Annotated in this window: 21 protein-coding genes; 13 read left to right on the top strand and 8 right to left on the bottom strand. The window is 50.6% G+C overall.

The window, feature by feature from the left end:
• Positions 1-4: 4 nt before the first annotated feature.
• Genes BUA40_RS04365 through BUA40_RS04355 form a run of 3 tightly spaced genes read left to right on the top strand, consistent with a single transcriptional unit; the run spans position 5 to position 2,818 of the window.
• Positions 5-1,264: a hypothetical protein gene (locus BUA40_RS04365; RefSeq protein WP_255369202.1), complete on the top strand. Its 1,260-nt coding sequence runs from the start codon at positions 5-7 to the stop codon at positions 1,262-1,264.
• 4 nt (positions 1,265-1,268) lie between these two features.
• Positions 1,269-1,835, top strand: a complete 567-nt coding sequence (locus BUA40_RS04360; RefSeq protein WP_072798776.1) for a DUF4416 family protein — start codon at positions 1,269-1,271, stop codon at positions 1,833-1,835.
• A complete protein-coding gene (locus BUA40_RS04355) occupies positions 1,832-2,818 on the top strand; it encodes a hypothetical protein (RefSeq protein WP_072798774.1) in 987 nt (328 codons plus the stop codon). Before BUA40_RS04360 ends, BUA40_RS04355 begins: the two co-directional genes overlap by 4 nt.
• A 299-nt stretch (positions 2,819-3,117) precedes the next feature.
• On the opposite strand, the gene BUA40_RS14210 is transcribed toward BUA40_RS04355, so the two are convergent.
• Positions 3,118-3,897 carry an FISUMP domain-containing protein gene (locus BUA40_RS14210; RefSeq protein ID WP_178299539.1) on the bottom strand — a complete coding sequence of 260 codons (780 nt, stop codon included), beginning with the start codon at positions 3,895-3,897 and terminating at the stop codon, positions 3,118-3,120.
• 22 nt (positions 3,898-3,919) lie between these two features.
• On the opposite strand from BUA40_RS14210, the gene BUA40_RS14500 reads away from it, so the two are divergent.
• The 5 genes from BUA40_RS14500 (at position 3,920) to BUA40_RS04335 (ending at position 6,075) form a co-directional block, all read left to right on the top strand.
• On the top strand, positions 3,920-4,102 hold the full coding sequence (locus BUA40_RS14500; protein WP_178299537.1) for a hypothetical protein: 183 nt from the start codon (positions 3,920-3,922) through the stop codon (positions 4,100-4,102).
• On the top strand, positions 4,099-4,233 hold the full coding sequence (locus tag BUA40_RS14750; protein ID WP_255369201.1) for a hypothetical protein: 135 nt from the start codon (positions 4,099-4,101) through the stop codon (positions 4,231-4,233). Before BUA40_RS14500 ends, BUA40_RS14750 begins: the two co-directional genes overlap by 4 nt.
• Positions 4,234-4,489: 256 nt before the next feature.
• On the top strand, positions 4,490-4,792 hold the full coding sequence (locus BUA40_RS04345; protein WP_072798880.1) for a type II toxin-antitoxin system RelE/ParE family toxin: 303 nt from the start codon (positions 4,490-4,492) through the stop codon (positions 4,790-4,792).
• Positions 4,793-4,794: 2 nt separating this feature from the next.
• A complete protein-coding gene (locus tag BUA40_RS04340; RefSeq protein WP_072798770.1) occupies positions 4,795-5,082 on the top strand; it encodes a hypothetical protein in 288 nt (95 codons plus the stop codon).
• Positions 5,083-5,127: 45 nt separating this feature from the next.
• Complete coding sequence (locus BUA40_RS04335) at positions 5,128-6,075, top strand: asparaginase (protein WP_072798768.1); 948 nt, start codon at positions 5,128-5,130, stop codon at positions 6,073-6,075.
• Positions 6,076-6,138: 63 nt separating this feature from the next.
• Here the strand turns inward: BUA40_RS04335 and fabV are convergent, their stop codons facing one another.
• Positions 6,139-7,344, bottom strand: coding sequence for an enoyl-ACP reductase FabV (gene fabV, locus BUA40_RS04330; protein WP_072798766.1), 1,206 nt, complete (start codon positions 7,342-7,344; stop codon positions 6,139-6,141).
• 188 nt (positions 7,345-7,532) lie between these two features.
• Here fabV and dtd point away from each other — a divergent pair, with 188 nt between their 5' ends.
• Genes dtd through BUA40_RS04315 form a run of 3 tightly spaced genes read left to right on the top strand, consistent with a single transcriptional unit; the run spans position 7,533 to position 10,673 of the window.
• Entirely contained in the window at positions 7,533-7,967 is a 435-nt protein-coding gene (gene dtd, locus BUA40_RS04325) for a D-aminoacyl-tRNA deacylase (RefSeq protein ID WP_072798764.1), read from the top strand.
• Between the two features lie 15 nt (positions 7,968-7,982).
• Complete coding sequence (locus tag BUA40_RS04320; RefSeq protein ID WP_255369200.1) at positions 7,983-9,776, top strand: homoserine O-acetyltransferase MetX; 1,794 nt, start codon at positions 7,983-7,985, stop codon at positions 9,774-9,776.
• 15 nt (positions 9,777-9,791) lie between these two features.
• Entirely contained in the window at positions 9,792-10,673 is an 882-nt protein-coding gene (locus BUA40_RS04315; RefSeq protein WP_072798762.1) for a YicC/YloC family endoribonuclease, read from the top strand.
• A 71-nt stretch (positions 10,674-10,744) separates the two neighbouring features.
• Here the strand turns inward: BUA40_RS04315 and BUA40_RS04310 are convergent, their stop codons facing one another.
• Together BUA40_RS04310 and BUA40_RS04305 are read right to left on the bottom strand one after the other, a co-directional pair.
• The gene (locus BUA40_RS04310; RefSeq protein ID WP_072798759.1) at positions 10,745-11,671 is read right to left on the bottom strand and encodes an FISUMP domain-containing protein; all 927 of its coding nucleotides are present in this window, start codon (positions 11,669-11,671) and stop codon (positions 10,745-10,747) included.
• Positions 11,672-11,695: 24 nt separating this feature from the next.
• Positions 11,696-12,808, bottom strand: a complete 1,113-nt coding sequence (locus tag BUA40_RS04305; protein ID WP_072798757.1) for a glycosyl hydrolase family 8 — start codon at positions 12,806-12,808, stop codon at positions 11,696-11,698.
• Positions 12,809-12,906: 98 nt separating this feature from the next.
• On the opposite strand from BUA40_RS04305, the gene BUA40_RS04300 reads away from it, so the two are divergent.
• Entirely contained in the window at positions 12,907-13,773 is an 867-nt protein-coding gene (locus tag BUA40_RS04300; RefSeq protein WP_072798754.1) for an NAD(P)/FAD-dependent oxidoreductase, read from the top strand.
• Positions 13,774-13,775: 2 nt separating this feature from the next.
• A complete protein-coding gene (locus BUA40_RS04295) occupies positions 13,776-14,609 on the top strand; it encodes a radical SAM protein (RefSeq protein WP_072798752.1) in 834 nt (277 codons plus the stop codon).
• Here BUA40_RS04295 and BUA40_RS04290 read toward each other — a convergent pair.
• From BUA40_RS04290 to BUA40_RS04275, 4 genes are read right to left on the bottom strand one after another with little or no spacing between them, the layout of a single operon-like run.
• On the bottom strand, positions 14,606-15,988 hold the full coding sequence (locus BUA40_RS04290) for a TldD/PmbA family protein (protein WP_072798750.1): 1,383 nt from the start codon (positions 15,986-15,988) through the stop codon (positions 14,606-14,608). The genes BUA40_RS04295 and BUA40_RS04290 overlap by 4 nt on opposite strands.
• Position 15,989: 1 nt before the next feature.
• On the bottom strand, positions 15,990-16,781 hold the full coding sequence (gene hisF / locus BUA40_RS04285; RefSeq protein ID WP_072798748.1) for an imidazole glycerol phosphate synthase subunit HisF: 792 nt from the start codon (positions 16,779-16,781) through the stop codon (positions 15,990-15,992).
• Positions 16,782-16,786: 5 nt separating this feature from the next.
• Positions 16,787-17,110, bottom strand: a complete 324-nt coding sequence (trxA, locus tag BUA40_RS04280; RefSeq protein WP_072798747.1) for a thioredoxin — start codon at positions 17,108-17,110, stop codon at positions 16,787-16,789.
• Positions 17,111-17,147: 37 nt separating this feature from the next.
• Positions 17,148-17,795 carry a DUF3575 domain-containing protein gene (locus BUA40_RS04275; RefSeq protein ID WP_072798746.1) on the bottom strand — a complete coding sequence of 216 codons (648 nt, stop codon included), beginning with the start codon at positions 17,793-17,795 and terminating at the stop codon, positions 17,148-17,150.
• Positions 17,796-17,837 lie beyond the last annotated feature (42 nt).

Below are 17,837 nucleotides of genomic sequence, written 5' to 3'. Positions count from 1 at the left end.
TTGTTTGCTGTCTTTTATCGGTCTTGTGCTATTCTTTGCCGGTTGTGCCGAGAGTGAAACTGAAGATTTCACTCTTTATCCAGACAACCAAGGCGATATTTTTCTCCGCAGGCTTTACCCCAATGACTTGGCCCAAAACGATTCTGCCGCAGCAAACATTGCCCATGGCATTACGTTGGTGGTCCATCCTAATGCTACCTACCAGCTGTCTTTCGACGTAGATCCCAATTTTGACGCACCTACGCTGCAGCTTTTTAGGCTTTACCTGAACAAGGACCAAACGGAATGGCACGGCAGCAGAGTCCGTTCTCTGGAACCCGTTGTCGAAAACGGACGGTACGTTTACTCTTTCGTCTGTGAAGAAAACTCGTTTACCGAATGGGTGACTTCTCTGGCCCTTGACGAAAACTACTACGAAGGGAAAGTTTCAAACATTCGTTTCACCGGGAATGGAGCCTATTCTGACCATTTTTCAATCAACTTGATCCTGGTCGGCAACATCGAAGAAGAAATCGAAGGCTACACCATCGACGAACTCGCATCAAACCTGTTGCAAGAATTCCGCGCTCAATACACCTCCGTAACGATTGACACGCTCTATATCAACTACGCCTCCAAGCACCCCACTCTGGGTGCCAAATATCCGGCAAACGAACCTTGGCTGGCAGGATCCTCCTCAGAAGACTTTTTCCTTTCGGAACTCGGCGGTTGGCCCGGTATTGAAGACGCCCTGGACATCGTATTGGTCCACTACATTAAAAACGAAGGTGTATTGGGCTACTCAAAACCCTTCAGCGCCAACCTAGGAAAAGGTGCCGGCAGTACCGTTGTTTTGGGAACCCATATCAAGACTCCCTACGGCGAAGACCCCCTCTCCATGAAAGACATTGTAGAAACAGCCTTGCACGAAACCGGGCATTTCTTTGGACTCCGTCACACCACTGCCACCAAGGCTGACATAGAAATCCTCCGGGGCGATTACGACATCGGGGACTATTCGAATCTAGACGACGGTCTTGACGACACACCTTATTGCGGAGCAGGCTACACCAAGTCCTTAATGAAAATTAAGAACACCGACATTGTCAAAGTTCCTGGATTGTCCCGCATTTATATTGCAAGCAACACGTCCACGTTCAATGTCAACAATTGCCCGGACGCCGACAACTACATGTTCCCCACTACCGTAAAGGACAAGGTGCTTACGTTCAGCAAGCAACAGCTTGATATGATCCGCAAGAACCTGATGATTTTCCCGCACTAACGTTATGAAGTCTTCGCAATTTTCTGAAAACGCTCAGCTTTTAGCATTTGTCTTGCAGCCCGGTGCCGATTGGCTCCCCGAAGTGATTGACGCCCTAGAACGTACCTGGGGCAAAATCCGCCACAAGGGCAAGCTTTTCGCATTCGACAAGACTCCCTATTACACCCCCGAAATGGGCGAAGGCTTATACCGCGGAGTCATCTCTTTTGAAAAGACCATTCCGCCCGAAACCATTGCTGAAGAAAAAGAACGCAGCAACGCTTTGGAACTCACGATGGCCATGGCAGACAACCCCGAAGCCCGTCGCGTGAACATCGACATCGGCTATATGGACTTGGACAAAGTGGTACTTCCCAGCTACAAGCGCGGACCATTCAAACTTTACGCCGGAAAGGGCGTGTGGCTCGACATGCTCCTGACTTATGCAAAGGGCGAATTCCACCCCACCGCCTGGGCCTTCGAAGACTTTAAGCGTAATCCCTACCAGCACGACTTGCAACTCATTCGCGAACGTTACAAGAAAGCCGGCAGCGGGAAAAATTCTTCTAACGAAGCGGCGGTAAGACTTTGAAAAACATTATCTCGATTGTCGTAGGCGTCATCGTCTTGCTTATTGGAGCCCGCTGGTTTATGCAGCAAATGGCGGCCAAAGAGGCATTTGACAAGCACGAAGCGCTCATCGCCGAGACCAATGAATGCCTAGACATGGCCGAATGGAACTGCGCCGAAAAGAATGTACGCGCACTCCTCAAAGAAACGCCTGACGACCAAAACCTACAACTGCACCTGGCAGGAATCCTTTTCGAGCAGGAACGCTACGAAGACTGCATTGCTTATGTACAGTCGCGCAAGTTCTCGCACGAAGATTTGAATTACCTAAAGCAGAAAAGCGAATCCCTGATTCGCGAAATAGAGACATTGGGCTTGGAACGTTCCATGCACTTCCGCGTGGAATTCGAAGGACGTCCCGCCCGCAAAGATATTATGGAAGCCTTGGCGGTGCTAGAAGTCGCTTATGATTCGCTCTGCCACCTGTTCGATTTCCACCCCGAAAACAAGATGAACCTGGTGCTTTACGAATCGACACAGTATCAGGGAATCGGGCCGCGCCCGGAATGGGTGGGGGCCGTATTTGACGGCAAGCTTCGCATTCCCGTAAACGTGATGGCTTACCGCGAAATATACCGTCCGATGTTCTTCCACGAGTTGACGCACGCGTTTATCCGCGCCATGACCCGCCACCATATACCGCTGTGGGTCAACGAAGGCATTGCTCAAGTGATTGACGCCTCGCGCACGGGCATGCAACGGCCCGACGGCGGCGTCCCCAGCATCGAAGCCCTTTCGACACCGTTCGTAAACGAAAACAACACCGGCACCGCCGTAAAGCTCTACTGGTATTCGCAGGCCATGGTGGAACGCCTTTTGGCCCGCAACGCAGATCTGGTACACTTCAGAACATTCATTCAAAGCATGCGCACCCTCGGCAACGACGAAGCCCTCCAAAAATTCTACGGAGTCACCGCGCAGCAGTTGCTCGATGAAGTTCGATGATCCGTCTCTAATCGGCCCACGGCTCCAACATGTCTTCCCGGGCCTGACCCGGGACCTCCTTTCCCATCCGAGAAAGAGTCATTACCGCTTAGCGGCCAGGCATTCGCCGTCGCTTTGTCTTGGCTTAAAAAAGAGCGAGTCTTTGTCAAGATTCGCTCCAGGTGAAATCAGGTGGCGTTTATGCGGCTATTTATTGACTTTCCGTTCCTTGTAAACATCAAGCCAGAAGAGGATGTTTTTGAGCATATGATTAATCCTTAAATTAAAATAGAAGATCCCTTATTTATTCAATTGTTCAATCACAAATTTTTTAAACATCTTACAGACAATCCATCTTGCTTTTCCCATGGAAGTATTCCGAATATATCATTCGAATATTTCAAACTTCGTATAATAGCGTATTTATCGGGAGGTTCAAGAGTATTTTGTTCATCAGTTTCGGATGCTGTCCAAAAATATGCCCTACCATATGTCTCTCCACCCTCATTAAAATAGTCTGGTCCTCCAACAAAATAACCGGCCCCCAATAATACGCTAAAACCAAATAAATTATTTTTCCCCGTTTTCAAATATTTTCCAACATTTTTGTTGCCAGTAGAATCTTTCAAAAATATTGCTAAGGAACCATATTCAGAAGAATCTGGCAATTTCCATCCTTCTGGACAGGCTTTTACAGCCTGCGCCCAAGTATATAAACGTCCCCATTTCGCACAATTATTGTCATCGTTGTCAAAACAGAAACTTTGCATGTCTGATTTATAATTCAAATTCTGCGCCATCCATACCTGCTCTCCAATTTGCACTGTTCTATACACTTGAGAATCTCGCACATCCAAATATTCGCCATATTCAATATCAGGGTTAAGATATTTTGTTGTGACACACTTATATATTTCGCAATCGTAGAGTTTTGAAGGAATTCCTGCGGAACTACTCGATTTTTCGCTTGAAGAACTTTCCACAACCTTTTCGCTGCTGCTGGATTCTACAGGTTTTTCGGAACTGGAGGATATCTCGTTCTTTTCAGAACTAGAAGATTCCTCAACCTTTACGGAACTGGATGATTCTGCGCTTTTCACCGAACTCGATGATTCATCCACCTTGGCAGAACTTGAAGAATCTTCAACCTTCGCCGAACTGCTGCTTGACTTCGCACTGCTGCTGGACACACTTGTCTCGCTACTGCTCGACTGCGGCGTGACGCTGGACGAAGACTCATCGCAATCTTCGCAAATACTCGATGAAGAGCGGGTTGCTTCGCTCGAGACGGGGGTGACATTTTGAATAGAACTGCTGGACCTTTCGAATTCGCTCGACGAGGATTCTTCGGCAACTTGCACTGGCGACTTGTCGCTCGAATCGTCGCCACAAGAAACAACCAGTGCCATGCCGCACACAGCAAGGCTCGCGACTAGAAAACGCCTAAAGGCTACGCGGGGGGGGGGGCAATAAATCTCATAAGCACCTATCTTCGCCTAAATATATATAAATCGAGGCCAAGCCATCTGCTTTTGGTAAAACATTGTAAAATTTCTCCCCCAAAGTGCACCAAACGTTCGAAATAAGCGTGTATATATATGAATAGGGACGGTCTCTATTCGCCTGACGGAGGTTCATCCGCCTACCCCACATCTTGATTATGTTGACATATTCAAGATGAAAATGTATATTATGGATAACACATTCAAGGTTATAAAACTTGATGCCGTAAATAGAGAAATTGCAGAACTGCCGCAAGAGCAACAAGACCTGTTGAAATCAGAATATGACCTGATAGAAACAAAGGGTATTGAATATGTTCGTGTCAAACATCTGCAGAACAAAATTTTTGAGATTAAATCAAAGGAATTGCGTTCCCTATTTAAGTATCAAGAAGGTAAAATCATTGTCATTGGCGTTGTCTTTGTCAAGAAAAGTCAAAAGACGCCGAAGGATAAAATCAAACTTGCAAAGCAAAGGCTGAAAGAGGTTTAATAATGCAGTACGTATATGTCAAAGATTCAGAAGGTTATGTTTCCAAGAAGTTGAAGTCTGATGTTTGCAAGGGTGAAAAAATCATTTCGGAAAAGGCATACCTGAAAGCTTCGGGTCTCGCTTATTACGAAAAGACTTTCGGACATGGCGGAGCAAGAGAAAACGCAGGTCGAAAGCCAAAATTTTCTCAACCATTAAAAATTCAGATGCGCGTCACAAAAGAAGAGAAGGACTTTATCTCTTACGCCCGCGAGCACGGTTTGATTCTCGCCAATCTGATGAAGATTTAGGTTAGGTTTGTTTGAAATCTTTTTAAATTTCTCTCAAGGATTTCTATGGCAAAGAAAAAACACATCGTGATTCTTGCAACGGGCGGCACTATTGCCGGTGTCGGTGAACCCGGCAAAAATACGGGTTACGTATCCGGGCAAATCTCCGCCGAAGACCTCGTTAAATCCGTGCCGGAACTTTCGGAGTACGCCGATATTACCGCCGAACAAATCTGCAACGTGAATTCCGACGATATGACGGACAAGCTGTGGATCAAGCTTTCGAACCGCATCGCTGATTTGCAAACAGACGATACCGTAGACGGCATCGTCGTCACTCACGGCACCGACACGATGGACGAAACGGCCTACTTCGTAAGCCTTACGGTCAAGTGCGAAAAGGCGGTCATCTTTACAGGCTCCATGAAGCCCGCTACCGCCAAGAACCCTGATGGTCCCGAAAACTTATTAGGTGCCGTACGTGCGGCAGCCGGCTTCGCCGTCGACGACGATCCTCCGGCAAATTTAGTGTGGGTGTATTTTGCAGGCGAACTTTTTGACGCCCGGAGCGTACAAAAGTGCAGCGCCTCGGCCATCAACGCCATGGGCGTCAACGCTCCCGGCGAAGGCTCCAACTGGAACGCCCTCAAAGAACAGAACTTCTTTGACGTCTCCAAGCTCGAAAGCCTCCCCCGCGTCAACGTCGTCTACTTTACCGTAGATGCGAATCCGAAGATTCTGGAATACGCCGCCTGCGTCTCCGACGGCCTTGTCATCGCAGGCGCAGGTTCGGGCGAATTCAGCCTCGCCTGGGCGAAAGTCCTCGAAAACATCGACATTCCCGTGGTCGTTTCGACACGAATCCACCACGGGCTAGTAACTTTGAACGAATCGCTTGCTCCCGGCCGCATTTGCGCCGGCCGCTTGCCGCCGCAAAAAGCCGCCGTGCTACTGCGGCTTGCACTCACCGCCACCACGAAAGTGGACGAAATCAAGCGAGTTTTCGCCCTTTAAAGACCATAAAAAAGACGCGGTTTTACCCGCGCCTTTTTTAGCTTTCACAACATAAAACGCAAATTAAATCGTCATCATGCTCTTCACATCGGCGGAGTAATCCACTCCTTCAATGTCAAAGCCGTTCGTGGCCAAGAAGTCGTGACGATAGCCTTCCAAGTCACCCACCTGAGCCAGGTTTTCCTGGGTGATCGTTGCCATACGCTTGTTCACTTCCTCTTGCACCTTCGGGTCCAATTCCCAATCATCAATACGGATCAGGTTATTTTCATCAGTAGGAACGGCGCAGCCCGTATAAAGGCGTTCGTTCATCAGGCGTTCCATCTGTTCAATGCAGCCTTCATGAGTTCCCTGTTCCTTCATCACCTTGAAGAGTACCGAAAGATACAACGGAATAATAGGAATCACGGCACTCGAGCGCGTCACCAGCCCCTTGTTCACGGACACATAAGCTTCGCCCTTCAATTCCTTCTGGAGTTCCGCATTGAGTTCCTTGGCGGTTGCTTCCAAATGCTTCTTGGCGCCACCGATGGTACCGTCGCGGTAAATCGCATGAGAAAGCTTCGGGCCGATGTAAGAATAGGCCACTGTCTTAATACCTTCAGCAAGCACGCCGGCATCCTTGAGCTGACGCACCCAAAGCGCCCAGTCTTCGCCACCCATCACCTTCACGGAATTGGCGGATTCTTCGTCTGTTGCGGGTTCTGCGCTGATGGTGCTGATAGCACCTGTCATACAATCGATGGTTGCGCCGGTAAAGGTTTCGCCAATCGGCTTCAACACGCTGCGGTAAAGCGTTCCGTTGTCCGGATCCACACGCACGCTCGATGCCACGCTGTACACCAGCAAATCCACCTTACGGCCCATCTTGTTGAGCGTATCGATAACGTTCTTGCGCATTTCGTGGGAGAATGCATCGCCGTTAAACGTTACCGCTTCGAGGCCCGCTTCATGAGCGAACTTGTCGAAAGCCATGTTGTTGTACCAACCCGGAGTTCCACTCTTTTGGCGAGGTTCATCGACACCTTCTTTTTCGAAGGACACGCCGATGGTTGCGGCACCGAATTCAAACGCCGCCGAAATACGGCTAGCAAGTCCATAACCGGTCGAACATCCCAACACCAGAACCGTCTTCGGAGCATCTTTCGGGGTACCACGTTCAGCGCGCTTCTTTTGTACGTATTCAATCTGGCGTTTCACATCCATGGCGCAGCCTTGAGGGTGAGCATTCACGCACATATTGCTGCGAATCATCGGTTCTACGACCATCTTTACACCTCTTTTATTAACTTTTTGTTTACAAACCGCGGCCAAATTTAGAAAAGAATGGATTTTTTTGCACCCTTTTGGAGCCTTCCCCCTTATTTTTGTAAGGAAAATATAATTTTATAAGATTTCTGACAGATTCCACCGTTCCTTGGGGCTGCTATAGGAATTTTTTATTATTTTGCAGGCCTATGAAATTCCTGATTCAACGAGTTCTCAACGCCCAAGTTGACATCGACGGAGAAACCGTCGGAAAAATCGGCAAGGGCTACATGATCCTTATCGGAGTGGGTGAAGGCGACACCAAAGAAGTCGCCGACCGCTACATCCGCAAAATGCTTGCGCTCCGCATCTTCGCCGACGAAAACGGCAAGACAAATCTCTCCATCAAAGATGTCGGCGGCGAACTCCTGCTCGTTTCGCAATTTACTTTATACGCAAATTGCAACAAAGGAAACCGCCCCACGTTCAACGGAGCCGGGAACCCCACCCTAGCAAGCGAGCTATATGATTATATTATAGCGGAATGCAAAAAAGAGATACCAAACGTGCAAACAGGGCGCTTCGGCGCTGACATGCAGGTGAGTTTAACCAACGACGGACCGTTTACGATTATGTTGGAATAAGCTATATTTATGCATATGAGTGAATTTTTGCATAAATATAGCGTCGGCCCAGTGGTGCCCCAAACCTTTACGAAGGATTATGGGGACGAGGGTTTTAAGCTTGAAAGTGGCAAGACCCTTCCGGCGCTGACCATCCGTTACGAAACGTACGGAACGCTAAACGCCGACAAGAGCAATGTTGTCTGGGTGTGTTCTCCACTTACAGCAGACGCTCACGTTGCCGGCTACTATACCGAAAACGACAAGAAACCCGGTTGGTGGGACGCCCTGATTGGCCCCGGAAAGCCGGTCGATACAGACAAGTTCTTTGTCGTGTGCAGTAACATTTTGGGTGGCTGCAAAGGCACGACTGGCCCCGCCTCCATCAACCCGCGCACCGGCAAGCCCTACGGCAGCACCTTCCCGATGATCACCATCGGTGACATGGTGAACGCCCAGCGCGAACTCGCCAAGGGACTCGGCATCGATCAGCTCTGCTGCGTGATCGGCGGTTCCATGGGTGGTTTCCAGGCCATGAAATGGGCCATTTACTACCCGGATCTCGTGCGCCGCTGCATCGTGATTGCAAGCTCTCCGCGTTTCAGCAGCCAGGCTCTCGGTTTTGAAATCGTCGCCCGAGACGTAATTACCCAAGACCCGAACTTTAACGGTGGCGACTACTACGAATCCGCCCACCCCGATGTCGGTCTTTCGAACGCCCGCAAACTCGCCCACATTACCTACCTCAGCGCTGTGGGCATGGAACAAAAGTTCAAGCGCGCTCAAGACCAGGAAAGCCGCAACCACGCTGTCACCTACAGCACGCCTTTCGACCTGAATCTTCCGCTCGAAAGCTACCTGCGTTACCAGGGAGCCAAATTCGTCGACCGTTTCGACGCCAACAGCTACCTGCACATTGCACACGCTACCGACAGCTTCGATCTTGAAACGGAATACGGCTCTCTCGAAAATGCTTTCAAGGGCGTAAAGGCAGAATTCCTGAATGTCAACCTGAGTACCGACTGGCTTTTCCCGCCGCATGAATCGCGCCGCATCACAAGCGCACTCTTGAATACCGGCAAAGTGGTCACCAGCCTCGAACTCGACACCCAATTCGGCCACGACGGCTTCCTTATCGAAGTCGGCGACCTCGGAAAGGCCGTGGGCCGTTTCCTCGACAGCAAGATTATTCCGGCCTCGGCCGATACGCAGGTCATGCCGGTATTCCACGACACCGAAGACTTCGACTACATCGGAAGCCTCGTCAAGGAAAACACCAAGGTGCTTGACCTCGGTTGCGGTAACGGCGAACTGCTCGATTTCTTGAACAAGAAAAAGCATGTCGAAGTTCTCGGCATCGAACGCAACTTCAAGAGCATCATGGATTGCCTCGAAAACGATGTACCCGTGATCCAGCGAGACCTTGACGAAAGCGGCGTCCGTGACTTCAAGGACGGCAGCTTCGACTACGCCATCATCAACCGCACCATTCAAGAAATCCGCGACCCGGTGGCTCTCTTGAACGAACTTTTGCGTGTGGCCAAGCGCGCCATTGTGACCTTCCCGAATTTCGGTCACTGGACAACTCGCGGAAGCCTGATGCTGCGCGGTCGCATGCCCAAGTCCAAGGAATTGCCTTACGAATGGTATGACACGCCGAACATCCGTGTGCTCACGCTCAAAGATTTCTATACTCTTTGCGAAAAGGAAGGCCTGAAGGTCGAAACCATTCATTACCAGAACGAACATAAGTTCAGCAAGTTCCTGACGGCTATCGGCCTCACGACCTTCGGCGCTGAACACGTGATTGCCATGGTGAGCAAGAAATAAATTTAGGGATTAATTATGGCTATTTTATCGATGACGGGGTTTGGAAAAAGCGAGTCCATGTACCAGGGCGCAAGCTGCGTGATTGAAGTCCGCAGCGTAAACAACCGCTTCTTGGACATCTCCTGCAAGTTGCCCAAGAACCTTGCCTACCTCGAAAACAGCTTCAAGAATCAGATCAAGGACAAGCTGGTCCGCGGCTCGGTCATCTTCAGCGTGACGCTTGGCGCAGGCACTGGCGGAAACATTCCGGTTTCCTATAACGAAGCTGCCATCGCCAAGTTCGTTGACATCACGCGTGCCATGCAAAAGAAGTTCGGCATCGAAGGCAATATCACTCTGGAAAACATTCTTGCGCTCCCCGAAGTATTGCAATTCACCGATGCCGATGCCGACTCCGAAGCGCTTGAAAAGCACCTCGCCGCCGAACTCGACAAGGCTCTCGACCAGGTGAATGAAATGCGCGCCAAGGAAGGCGCCAACCTCGCCCGCGATCTCGAAGGCCGCGTGAATCACCTGAACGCCGTCCTCGACAAGATCGAAGTGCTTGACCCGCAGCGTATCGAAGTGTGGAAAGACAAGTTCAAGGAACGCATCAACGTGCTCCTGAAGGACAGCGAAATCGACGACGTCCGCCTGCTGCAGGAAGCCTGCATCATGGCCGACAAGCTCGACATCCACGAAGAAATCACGCGTTTCCGCAGCCACAATAAGCTTTTCTTGAACGCCCTCAAGGAAGGCGGCGCCCAAGGCAAGAACCTCGGATTCATTCTGCAGGAAATGGGCCGCGAAGCCAACACCCTCGGCACCAAGTGCCAGAGTGCCGACATCGCCGCCCTCGCCATCGAACTCAAGAACGAAGTCGAATGTATCCGCGAACAGAGCCTCAATATCGCATAATCGCGACACATTTCAAACCATTAAAAAAGGCGCTCACCGGAGCGCCTTTCTTTTTTTCAATTTAAATCAAATTAGTCCTTAATGCAACGCAAGCTTGCGCCGTATTCCGGATTGAACTTTTCGAACTTGGCTATGTCCTTGTCGTGGAAGAACACGAGCACTTCGCCTTCAGCCGTCCAGAAATAAGCCTTCTGGCCAGCAGCTTCGAACTTGCGCTCCTTCAGCGGGACATCGCTCTTGGCAAAGTGACCGCCACCGGCCTTGGCACCGAATCCGAGTTCATCCTTGCCATTGCCGTAGTTGTTCGTACCCTTGATCGGGTCCCAGCCATAGCCAGCCTTCAGTACGACGCCCACCGGTTTTTCCTTGCCCGCAAAAGTGAGCAATTCATTCCATTCCTGCTTGGTCGGCATGTGGAAGCCTTCAAGGCAAGCCTTCTTGGCATTTTCAAGATTGTAGAGGCGGCCCCAATGGTTGCACTGGGCGCAAAGAGAGCCCGATGCCGTGCCATAATTCATGTTTTCGGCAGTCCAAAGCTGCGAGCCAATGCGAATCCATTCGTAAGAGTAACCATCGCGCGGGTCCTTGTAAGAACCGCTCGTTGCCGGTTCACCATTTTCGTCAAAGTATTCGCCGAAAGCAATCTGCTTATTCTGCTTGTATTCAGCCTTCGAGGCGACCTTGCCGTTCTTATGGTAGCGAATCACCGGGCCTTCAATGTAACCGTCGGCATAAGTGTATTCCGCTTCAGGCGTTCCGTCTTCGTAGAATTCCTTCACTACCCCTTCGCGGCGGTCATTCACGTAATTCGCTTCGCGCTTTACGTTTCCGTTTTCGTAATATTCCTTTTCGGGACCTTCCTTCTTGTCCTTGACATAGGTCGTCTCGATACGGACTTTTCCGCTAGGGTAATTCTCAACGCGAACATCTTCGCAACCCGCAAAGATCAAGGCTGCAGCGACAGCCCCCGAAACCATCAGCGCATTTATCTTGTTCATTTCTTCTACTCCTTTTCAAAAAACTTAAATTCTGATTTTTCCTGCAGTAGCAAGAAGTCCAATCAGATAAAGCATTCCGTCATAATAGCGCCAGAAACGGTAAGGCACCGACAAAGCAGCCAAATCCTTCACGAACGGCTTGATGCGCGGGTCATCCGTCGGCAACACCTGAGTAGCAGCCGCATTCATGGCAATCACACCCGGAGTCGCGTTACGGCCCGGACGCGGGAAATCGCCACCATCAATGGCATAGTCTGCAAGGTACGGACGCTTGCTGTTGAAGAAATTGAGCATCTTTTCGCAAATCTGCTTTTCGCACTCATGACCCTTGAACAAGGCATAATCCAAGCTCAGGTTCATGGCCACACGCCAAGCGTCACCGCTAAAGCAATCACTTTCGGGGTACCAGGGCGTTGCACGCGGAGTGCCGTCGTACTCGGAATATTCGCTGCAAAGCCCCGTTACAGGGTGAGCAGCCTTCTGCAAATATTCAAGACTCTGTTCTACAGTCGTATACCACCTTTCGTCGCCCGTCGCTTCTGCAAAGGCGCGGTAGAAGGCAATGGTGTTGTAGCTCGGGTCCGTAAAGTCATTTCCCAATACAGGAGAGAACTTCACCAGGTTCCGTTCAGGATCAATCATCGGACCAACGATTCCGTTATTCGGCTTGTTGCGCATCCAATTAATGAGGCCAATGGCTTCATCCTTGAGGTCCGGGCGATTGAATTTTTCTGCAGCGATCAAGAGGGCCATGGCAAAGTATTCTTCACCATCGGGAGCTGCACCCGGGTCCATCTTGCAAAAGTCCGTCGTCGAAACCTGCCAAGCAAAATAACCCACGTGCGGACCGTCATCGTTACGCAAGTAACGTTTCGAAAAATTCCACAGCTTGTCGAACTGACGTTCATGCCCCGTCAGTGCGGTAATGTACATGCCGTAGCTCATGCCTTCGGAACGAATGTCGTCATGCCCAATATCAATGATATAACTCATATCATCAGAAGCATCAAAGCAGACGCGTTCGTTAATCGGATCCCCTTCAAATAGCTTGCTATAGGCATTTTGTATAAGTTGCGCAGCAAAACTGGGACCGTACCCAGCTTCAACAAACATATCACGTGGTATCAATCGTTCCATTGTTATCCTTTATGTTTTTTTACCACAAACAACCTATTCCATAAGATAAATAATTTGTATTTTAACATTGTAAAAAATAAAGATACTTAGAGGATTTTATGACAGATATGCTGATTTTGGGCTATGGTCCCGCCGGAATTTCAGCCGCTCTCTACGGATTGAGAGCCGGGTTGTCCGTTCAACTCGTCGGTAAAGACGGCGGAGCTCTCGCCAAAGCCCACATGATCCAGAACTACTACGGACTCGAAAAGCCCCTTAGCGGCGAAGAACTTCTAGAAGTGGGCCACAAGCAGGCAATAGCCCTGGGAGCCCAAATTATCGACGACGAAATCACCGACCTCATGTTTGACGGCACCGGATTTTCTGCCAAGGGCCTTGTCGGTGAATACCACGGAAAAGTCTGCATCATGGCAACTGGTGCCGCCCGCAACAAGCACCCGGTCGCCGGTATGGCAGAACTGGAAGGCCACGGCGTAAGCTACTGCGCCGTATGCGACGCTTTCTTCTACCGTCAGAAAAACGTGGCTGTTCTGGGTAGCGGCGAATACGCCCTCCACGAAGTCCAGGAACTTTTGCCCGTTGTCAAGAGTGTCACGCTCCTTACGAACGGAGCCGCCTTGGCCACATCGTTCCCGCCCAGTGTCCGCATCGAAAATCGTCACCTGCAATCCTTGGTTGGCGAAGGCCAGTTCAAGGGCGTGCATTACGAAGACAGCACCGAAGAAGAATTCGACGGACTCTTTGTCGCCCTCGGAAGTGCCAGCGCAACCGATCTCGCCAAGAAAGCCGGCGCAGGCTTTGACGGCCCCACACTGGTTCTCGACAACGATTTCCAGACAACGCTCCCCGGCCTTTTCGCTGCAGGCGACTGCACCGGCGGAACGCTCCAAGTTGCTGTTGCCGTAGGCGAAGGCGCCAAGGCAGGACTCGCCGCCATCAAGTACATCAGGGAGCATAGGGCCTGATAGTGCATCGTATTACTCTACTTACCAACCCCGACAAGTGCAATCTACGTTGCGCCCTCTGCTTTTTAAGGCAACGTGGCATCGTCTCCTACGCTGGAGAAATGCCCTTTGAAACCGCCAAGGCCGCCATCGAAAAATACGCCGCCGACCTTGACGAATCCGGAAAGCCCCTACTCAAGGAAGTCATCCCCTCCACCATGGGGGAACCTTTACTTTATTCAAAATTTGAAGATTTGATGCATCTTTGCGAAATGAGCGGCGTCAAGATAAACCTCACCACCAACGGGACTTTCCCCAGCAAGTGGGGCACGCCTTCGGTCATGTTCGAACTGGTTCAAGCCTGTAGCGACATCAAAGTCAGCACACTCGCTTACGAAATGGGCGGATTCCTGCGCAACTTGTGGCGCGAAAACGTCGAAAAACTCATCGCATGCCGCAAGCGCCGACTAGATTCCAGTGCCACCATTTCATTGCAAGTGACATTGCACCGCGAGAACCATCAAGACTACAAGGATCTCGTCTCCTGGGCCGAAAAAGCAGGCGTCCATCGCATCAAATGGAATCCGGCCGTATTCATCCCGGATTCGGCAATCCTCGAAAGGCGTTTCAAGCTAAGCAAGGAAGAACTTGATTCCCTCCGCCACGAACTTCTTGAAGGTTCTCTCCATTCGGACAAAATCAAGTACGAAGGTTCCCTATTCCTGGAAGACCCCACAGAATCCTGCCCCATGAGCGGATCCTGCGAAAAATGTCCTTTTACAGATGAAGTCTGGATTTGGCCAGATGGTCACGAGGACCACTGCCCCAATCCCAAAAGACGCTGGGCTAAAATCTAGCGGCCGCCGACCAGAATCTGGTCTACCTTAATCGAAGGCTGCCCCACCGTTACGGGCACATGGCCGGAGCTTGCTCCGCAAACACCGGCAGCCACATCCCAGTCGGAACCCACCATGCTAATGCGGGGCATGATTTCGTGGCCTTTGCCAATGAGGGCCGCGCCGCGTACCGGTTCGCAAATCTTGCCGTTACGAATCACATAGCCTTCGTCAACCGCGAAATTAAATTCGCCCGTCGCCGGATTCACAGAACCGCCCGCCATGCGAGCCGCATAAAGACCGTTATCGACACTTGCAATCATCGAATCGAGCGTATCTTTACCGGGGGCGATAAACGTATTGCGCATACGGCTTACAGGTGCATACTTGTAGCTTTCGCGACGGGCAGAACCCGTAAGGCCAATTCCCACTTCCTTGGCACCCACGCGGTCGCTCATATAAGTCTTCAAGATACCGTTTTCAATCAAGGTTGTGCGCTGAGCCGGAGTACCTTCGTCATCGTACTTAAGGCTACCCCACACACCATCCATGGTACCGTCATCAATAGCGGTTAAGCAGGGTTGGCCAATAGCCTCACCCAATTTTCCACAGAACGGGCTTGCGCCGCGACGGACCGATTCCGTTTCCAGCGGATGTCCGCAAGCTTCGTGGAAAATCACGCCGCCAAAGCCGTTACCCATCACCACAGGCATCTGGCCACCCTTAATGTAGCCTGCCGAAAGCATACGGAGCACGCGCTCGGCGGCTTCGGTAGACAACGCTTCAGGCGAATAATTAGCCAAAAGTTCATAGCCGCCCAAGGCACCGGGCGCTTCGTGGGTGGTCAATCTTTCGGTTCCATCAGAAACCGTCACCGTCACGTTTACACGTAAACGAGCGCGATTCATCGACAAATTCAGCCCTTCGCTATTCATCAGCGAAATCGTGGAGCAAGAATCCGTCACCGAGGCACCCACCTGCACTACTTTATCCGAAATTTTGCGGGCAGCCTGATCTGCGCGGAACAAGAAGTCCTGCTTCACCGCCTGCCCCAGCACGCGGGGATCCTTGAATGCATCCACATTGTAATCTGCAACGCGCTTTTGCGGTGCAAATTCAAAGGGTTTCGCAGACTGGCCTGCAATGCGGCCAAAAGCGAGAGTTTGTACGAGTTTTACCAGGGCCTCTTCGGAATCGTCGCTGGTAAAGCCGTAAAGCACCTCGGTTCCGTAAATCAGACGGATGCCTATGCCGTATTCGGTTCCAGCTGTTGCAGATTCAATTTGGCTCGACTTCAGTCCAAGCATCGAACTGCGAGTTTCTTCTTCAAAAATCTCGACAAAATCCGCACCGGCACTCTTGCCTGCTTCAAAAATTTTAACTGCAACAGAAGGATTCAAGCTACACCTCGCCGTTCATTTTCTTGCGCACAGGGATTCCTGCCGCAAGCATTTCTTTCTTGATTCCGGGCACCGTGTAATCGCCAAAATGAACCATGGAAGCCACCAGGGCTGCATCGGCAGAAGTCTTGCGGAACAAGTCCACAATATGAGCCGGAGTTCCGGCACCGCCGCTAGCAATCACGGGCACCTGCACCGCACGTGCCACCTGGTCCGTAATATTCAATTCATAGCCATTGCGGACGCCGTCGGTATCGATTGCGTTCAGGCAAATTTCGCCGACGCCCAAGTCCTCGGCCTTCTTGGCCCATTCCACAGCATCGATGCCCATCGCCTGGCGACCACCGCGAATATAGACTTCGTAGCCGCTTTTAAACTTGTCCGAAACACCCACGAACTTGGCATCCATGCCCAGCACCACGCACTGGCGCCCAAAAGCTTTCGCGCCATCAGCAATGATTTCGGGGTGAAGCACGGCAAGACTATTCACGCTCACCTTTTCGGCGCCGGCCAAAAGGGCTTCGTGCATATCGTCCAAGTTGCGGATACCGCCGCCCACCGCAAACGGAATAAACACGCGGTGTGCAATCTGGCGAATCATTTCCATATCGCAAGGGCGATTTTCGGCACTCGCGGTAATATCATAAAACACAAGTTCATCGACACCGTCGGCACTATACTGCGCACCCATTTCTACAGGGTCACCGATATCGATATTACCTTTAAACTTGACGCCCTTCGTCACCTTGCGGTTGCGGACATCAAGGCATACAATCAATCGTTTGGTCAGCATGGGGCCTACAGGTTGCGGTCGATAACGCCTTTAACGGTTGCCTTCGGTACGGCACCTACTACATTGCCCACTTCCACGCCGTTCTTGAAGAGCTTCATGTTGGGAATGTTGGTAATGCCAAAGCGGGCGCAGATATCGCTCACACCGGCATCGTCCACGTTGATTTTAGCAATGACCGCACGGCCATCGTATTCATCGGCAAGTTCATCGACAATCGGGCCCATCATCATGCACGGACGGCACCACGTTGCCCAGAAGTCCACAAAGACCAACTGGCCCGAAGAAATCACCGAGTCAAAATTTTCTGCAGTCAAATGAATTGCTGGCATAAAAATCTCCGTTTTTCGCAAAAATAGAAAAATACGACTAGAAAGCGAAACCGATCGTATAATTTATGTCGTAGCCCGAGCCCACGGTAGAGACATCTTCTACATCGTCCTTTTCCTTACCCGAAGCAGAGTACTTCATATAGGAATATCCGATATCCCAAGACGACGTAAAGTGTCCCACACGGATCTTATGACCGATATAAATCCCAAAACCAAAACCATTCGCGTGAGCCTCATAGTCCTCGTCATGGTCGTAATCGTACGTGTATTCCAAGCCTACACGAGCATAATTGAAATGTCCCGCCAAATACAGACCGCGGTGTCCTTCGTCAAAGTAAAAACGCAAGCCTTCCGAAATGCCGAACAAGTAAATATCCAGATCTTCGTCACTATCCGAGAATTCAGCCCAGATATAACTGGGGCGAGTAATCAAGGACATGTGGCTTCCCAGGTTTCCTTCAATCGTCAAGTAAATCGACGGGATGTCGAACAACGACAAAATCAACATGGATATCGGATGAATAGACACCGCAAACATCGGTTCGTCATTTTCAGTATGGTTGATGTCCATTACAGGAGTTTCTTTTTCCTGTGCTCCAGAGGTATAGGCATAAGGGTCATCCACCACTTGAGCCGAAGCGAAGGTAATGCCGAACAGGCAAGCCGCAATAAACTTTTTCATCATATCATCTCCTTGTCTTTGCAAAAATAGAAAAAACAAGGAAAC

Source organism: Fibrobacter sp. UWT2 (assembly GCF_900142545.1).
In the GTDB taxonomy this organism is placed as follows: domain Bacteria; phylum Fibrobacterota; class Fibrobacteria; order Fibrobacterales; family Fibrobacteraceae; genus Fibrobacter.
This window is presented reverse-complemented; position numbering and strand designations above follow the sequence as displayed.